Below are 4082 nucleotides of genomic sequence, written 5' to 3'. Positions count from 1 at the left end.
CTGGAATACAATTATTTGATGATGGTTTCACATGTTTAATCATAATAAAATAATAAAATTTAAATTTCAACAATATGTAAAGTAGATTGAATATCATCTAGAGCTTTATCGATAATACTTAATCTCTCATATAAATCAGCAAATAATGGAGGATAATATGGACTCAATGATTCTTCTTTTTGTTCACTAATACATCGCTCGTTAATAATAGGATATAGTGTTGATCCTGTTAATTTGTTAGTTTCTTGGGCTTTATTTGCGACAGAAGAAGCAAAATCTAATATTACTTGCGATGCTTTCATCTTAGTTACAAGTGAACTATTTGAACCAGATGTTATTTTTGATAATGTTGGCATTATATTTTCCTTTTGATAAAAATAAGTAAACGGAGGGAGTATAATTTTTATTCCCTCCATGATTTATTATTGGGTGATATTGATCATTGGTGTTGCATTACCGGTAAATGTTGGTAATTTACCATCCCATTTTTCGATTTTTCGATAAGCTACTAATGGATCAGTTAGTGAACTTGAAATCAATTTATTCGCTTCAGCTTGGGCTCTTGCTACTGTCAAAATAGATTCCGCTTCACCTTCTGCCATTGCTACTTTCTTTTTAGCTTCTGCTTCTGCCGACACGATTTCATTTTGCTTTTGAGCTGCTACTTGAATTGCACCAACTTTTGCGTTAATAGCTTCAATAACATTTGATGGTAATCTCATCGCTCCAACAAGATATACTTTTTGTACATTGATACCTAAATCCTTCGTTTCATTGATTACTTCTTGCTCAACAGCTTTAATTAGTGCTTCTTTTTTCTCACCATAGATTTCTTCATCTGTTAATTTAGATGCTTGAGAAACAAGAGCATCCCTAACCATATTTCTCAAATAGATATGGGTAATTTCATCAATACCTTTTCGATATGTTTGGAAAATCAAACTAACTTTATCTGGTCTAATATTATATGAAATACCAATATCGGTATTGATATTCATACCATTCTTCGATTGAAAATCAATTGATTCATCAGTTGGCGATCCTTCTGTCGCAGATTTCGTCCAAGCATGTGTTTGAGTAAATGTAGGGAATGTATACAATTGCTCATTAAAACCAATCCAGTATCTGCCCGTACCTAATTCTTCAGTATCAACACCTTTCTCACCACCCAGCATATAAACTTTGATACCAACATAACCAGACGGTACATCTGAACAAGCAGTCAGTAATAGTGTTGATACAACCATCAATAACATCATCATTTTTTTCATACATTTTCTCCAATTATAATTTAAATACAAATTTTAACATCAACCACAAATCAAGTAAACCAACGATAATACCACTTCCAACAATATACCACGAATCTGCGGAAATCATTGCTGGTAATACAAAACCAAGTACAAATATTTGACTCATAATGATAAATATAACCCAAAATATAACACTAGTGATTGCATATTTATCACTGTCTTTTCTTAAATCAACCATTTCTTCTCCACACAAATTCTAAGTTATTTTCATTAAATATCCTGGTATAAAACCCATCTAAACCATCAACTTCAACATTACCTTGATCATCATAATCAGATACTATCCCAATTTTTCCAATATATTCATCATAATATGATTCATAATTGACTAAATTATTTAATACCTTTACTCTATCACCTATATCAAATTTAATCATATATAATCATCCCAATCAGGTTCATTTGCTGATTCATATGCCTCTTTTATTTCTTGCTGAACTTTATCAATATCTCTTTCTTTCATTTTTCGTTCTAACCACTTAGCTCTATACCCTTTTCGATCTAAAACTTCAAACTCAATATCTTCATATCCGTAATAATCCCAGTCATTAGTTTCATTATAATCAAATGACCCTTTTTGAATATGAAATGTATTTACTTTGATAATACAGGGGATGCCACATACTCTACTTTCAAATTCCATGATAAATTCCTATTTAGTTAAGGTTTATACAATATAAAGATATTATATTATAAATCTCACAAAAATAAATAAATTTATTTCCATCCTTGTAAATTTTTAGTTATACGAGGCAGCACATCAATAAATCTTGATGACATACCAACTTTGTATTTGTGTACGTTTTTTCTGTGTATTTCTTCAATCTTTTCGAAACAATTAAAAATGTATCGTCGTTCTAAAAAATCTGAATGATAATATATTGCATCATTTGGTTTGAAATCATGATCGTCTAACAATTGATGATATTCAATCATATCGTAAGGAGCCCTGATTAATTCTTTATCAGTTGATCCATCAAATATATCTCCTGTAGGATCTCTATCAATTATTTTTCTAGGGATTTTTAAATATTCTGCAACTTTATACACTTCCGATTTGTGTATATCAGCTATTGGTTGTAAATCAACCATTGCATCACTTGCTTTACCAAAAAAACCAATATATGCACCTTCATCTCTATTAGTCGTACCAACGACAATTGGCCTAAAATCATCTACTTGCATTTTAGCTACACTAAAATATAGATATGGTGTTCTAATAATAGCAGCCAATTGTCCTTTAGCAAAATCATTTGTGTATTCATTAAGTATAAACTCTTTCATCACTGATGTCAAATCTTTAAGTTCATATCTAAAAGAATTATAATTTTCCATATAAGGTAATAAGTATTCTTGAACAAAACGAACAGAATCTTCTTGGCCACTTACTCCTCTGGTATGAATAGGTAAACTAATACCTTTAACAATACGGATAGGAGAGTTTTTTTCTCTAGCGGCTAAACATAATAAAGCTACTACGATGGAACTATCAATACCACCAGATAATCCGATAACTGCACTATCTAATCTTTCAGTAAGAAAAAAATCATTAATCTTGTCGATTTTTTCTTTAACATATGGTTCAACATCAAAATTCTTAGCTCTTCTTAAATCTTCAAGTAATGGTTTCATTAATATCCTTCCTCTAATAAATGTACCCGCATATCAACCCAATACCAATATCCTTCTGGTGTTGAAGCCCATGTAAATGCGGCATTCAACCAATGACAACTTACAAATTTTTTAGACGGTAATCTATCAAGTACACTAATATCACACCTCTCTGATAATAAAATTAATAATTCTTCAGAAATACCTAATTGGATAAATCTCTTTTTCATCCTATTACGATATCTTTCAATTTCTTTCAATATCCAATCACAGCACATAATATCCCTATATTTTTTTGAAATTTTCGATACGATCTATGATAATATTATAATAACATAAATCGGATTCAATTAAAAGATAATTCCTATTTTTATCTATACAAGAAATCGCGGTCGTTCCTGTCCCCGCACAATTATCTAATACCAAATCATCTTCATTAGTAAATACTTGAATCAACCTATCAATCAATGCCTTTGGTTTTTGTGTTGGGTGTTTCAACTTTTCTTTGGAATTGTGAGGTAAAGCTGGTATATCACTCCATACATCAGATAAAGTAATACCATCTTTTAATATCCCATCGGTATATTCTTTTCTAGTTGAATTACTTTTGATTTTTATATTATTAAATATTGATTCTTTACTATTTGAATAATAACAAATTGGTTCATATCCACTAGCGAGGGCTTTACCTCTCGTATTATTGAAATTTCTTTTTCTTGCCCAAATAATAATTCTTTTTTCGATGAAAAATTTATCCAGAATATTACATATTTTGTGATTATATTGTCTACCAGTGAATAATAATATATTTCCGTTATTTTTCAAAATCCTTTTATATTCAATTATTATTTTTTCTATCCATTCGAGATAATCAATAACAGTTTTCCATTGATTATCCCACTCTTCTGATACTATACCAAAAAAAGGTAAATCACAAATAATATGATCTATACTATTATTGGGTATATCAACCATAACTGTTAAACAATCGCCATGTAACACTTTATTTTTTATATCCATACTACTTTTTTAAATCTCGAAAACTCAGGTTTTTCATTCCAATATTTACAAGATTCTCTTTTCATATTATCTAGTCAAAATATCCTATAAATTCCATTACAATATCTGCTGTTATAGTATTTTCTATCAATTCTTTTT

General features: G+C 29.6%; 8 protein-coding genes. All 8 read right to left on the bottom strand.

What is annotated here, in order from left to right; translation table 11 throughout:
* Nucleotides 1-59: 59 nt before the first annotated feature.
* The 8 genes from PHC28_RS16485 to PHC28_RS16450 all read right to left on the bottom strand — a co-directional run bounded on the left by PHC28_RS16485 (nt 60) and on the right by PHC28_RS16450 (nt 3944).
* The gene (locus PHC28_RS16485) at nt 60-356 is read right to left on the bottom strand and encodes a hypothetical protein (protein WP_300103209.1); all 297 of its coding nucleotides are present in this window, start codon (nt 354-356) and stop codon (nt 60-62) included.
* A gap of 66 nt (nt 357-422) precedes the next feature.
* Entirely contained in the window at nt 423-1271 is an 849-nt protein-coding gene (locus tag PHC28_RS16480) for a prohibitin family protein (RefSeq protein WP_300103207.1), read from the bottom strand.
* A gap of 13 nt (nt 1272-1284) precedes the next feature.
* A complete protein-coding gene (locus tag PHC28_RS16475; RefSeq protein WP_300103206.1) occupies nt 1285-1506 on the bottom strand; it encodes a hypothetical protein in 222 nt (73 codons plus the stop codon).
* Nucleotides 1484-1690 (bottom strand): hypothetical protein, encoded by a 207-nt coding sequence (locus PHC28_RS16470; protein WP_300103205.1) that lies wholly within the window; start codon nt 1688-1690, stop codon nt 1484-1486. The genes PHC28_RS16475 and PHC28_RS16470 overlap by 23 nt, the downstream gene beginning before the upstream one ends.
* On the bottom strand, nt 1687-1956 hold the full coding sequence (locus PHC28_RS16465; protein ID WP_300103204.1) for a hypothetical protein: 270 nt from the start codon (nt 1954-1956) through the stop codon (nt 1687-1689). The genes PHC28_RS16470 and PHC28_RS16465 overlap by 4 nt, the downstream gene beginning before the upstream one ends.
* A 74-nt stretch (nt 1957-2030) precedes the next feature.
* The gene (gene nadE / locus PHC28_RS16460; protein WP_300103203.1) at nt 2031-2945 is read right to left on the bottom strand and encodes an NAD(+) synthase; all 915 of its coding nucleotides are present in this window, start codon (nt 2943-2945) and stop codon (nt 2031-2033) included.
* Nucleotides 2945-3202: a hypothetical protein gene (locus PHC28_RS16455; protein ID WP_300103202.1), complete on the bottom strand. Its 258-nt coding sequence runs from the start codon at nt 3200-3202 to the stop codon at nt 2945-2947. Before PHC28_RS16455 ends, nadE begins: the two co-directional genes overlap by 1 nt.
* Before the next feature lie 7 nt (nt 3203-3209).
* The gene (locus PHC28_RS16450) at nt 3210-3944 is read right to left on the bottom strand and encodes a site-specific DNA-methyltransferase (RefSeq protein WP_300103201.1); all 735 of its coding nucleotides are present in this window, start codon (nt 3942-3944) and stop codon (nt 3210-3212) included.
* Nucleotides 3945-4082: the final 138 nt, after the last annotated feature.

The organism is Flavobacterium sp. (assembly GCF_028712645.1).
GTDB lineage: Bacteria > Bacteroidota > Bacteroidia > Flavobacteriales > Flavobacteriaceae > Flavobacterium.
This window is presented reverse-complemented; position numbering and strand designations above follow the sequence as displayed.

Excerpts from the sequence above, each read along its gene's own strand:
- PHC28_RS16480 (WP_300103207.1), bottom strand. The coding sequence starts at position 1,271 with ATGAAAAAAATGATGATGTTATTGATGGTTGTATCAACACTATTACTG.
- PHC28_RS16470 (WP_300103205.1), bottom strand. The coding sequence starts at position 1,690 with ATGATTAAATTTGATATAGGTGATAGAGTAAAGGTATTAAATAATTTA.
- PHC28_RS16450 (WP_300103201.1), bottom strand. The coding sequence starts at position 3,944 with ATGGATATAAAAAATAAAGTGTTACATGGCGATTGTTTAACAGTTATG.
- PHC28_RS16485 (WP_300103209.1), bottom strand. The coding sequence starts at position 356 with ATGCCAACATTATCAAAAATAACATCTGGTTCAAATAGTTCACTTGTA.
- nadE (WP_300103203.1), bottom strand. The coding sequence starts at position 2,945 with ATGAAACCATTACTTGAAGATTTAAGAAGAGCTAAGAATTTTGATGTT.
- PHC28_RS16455 (WP_300103202.1), bottom strand. The coding sequence starts at position 3,202 with ATGTGCTGTGATTGGATATTGAAAGAAATTGAAAGATATCGTAATAGG.
- PHC28_RS16465 (WP_300103204.1), bottom strand. The coding sequence starts at position 1,956 with ATGGAATTTGAAAGTAGAGTATGTGGCATCCCCTGTATTATCAAAGTA.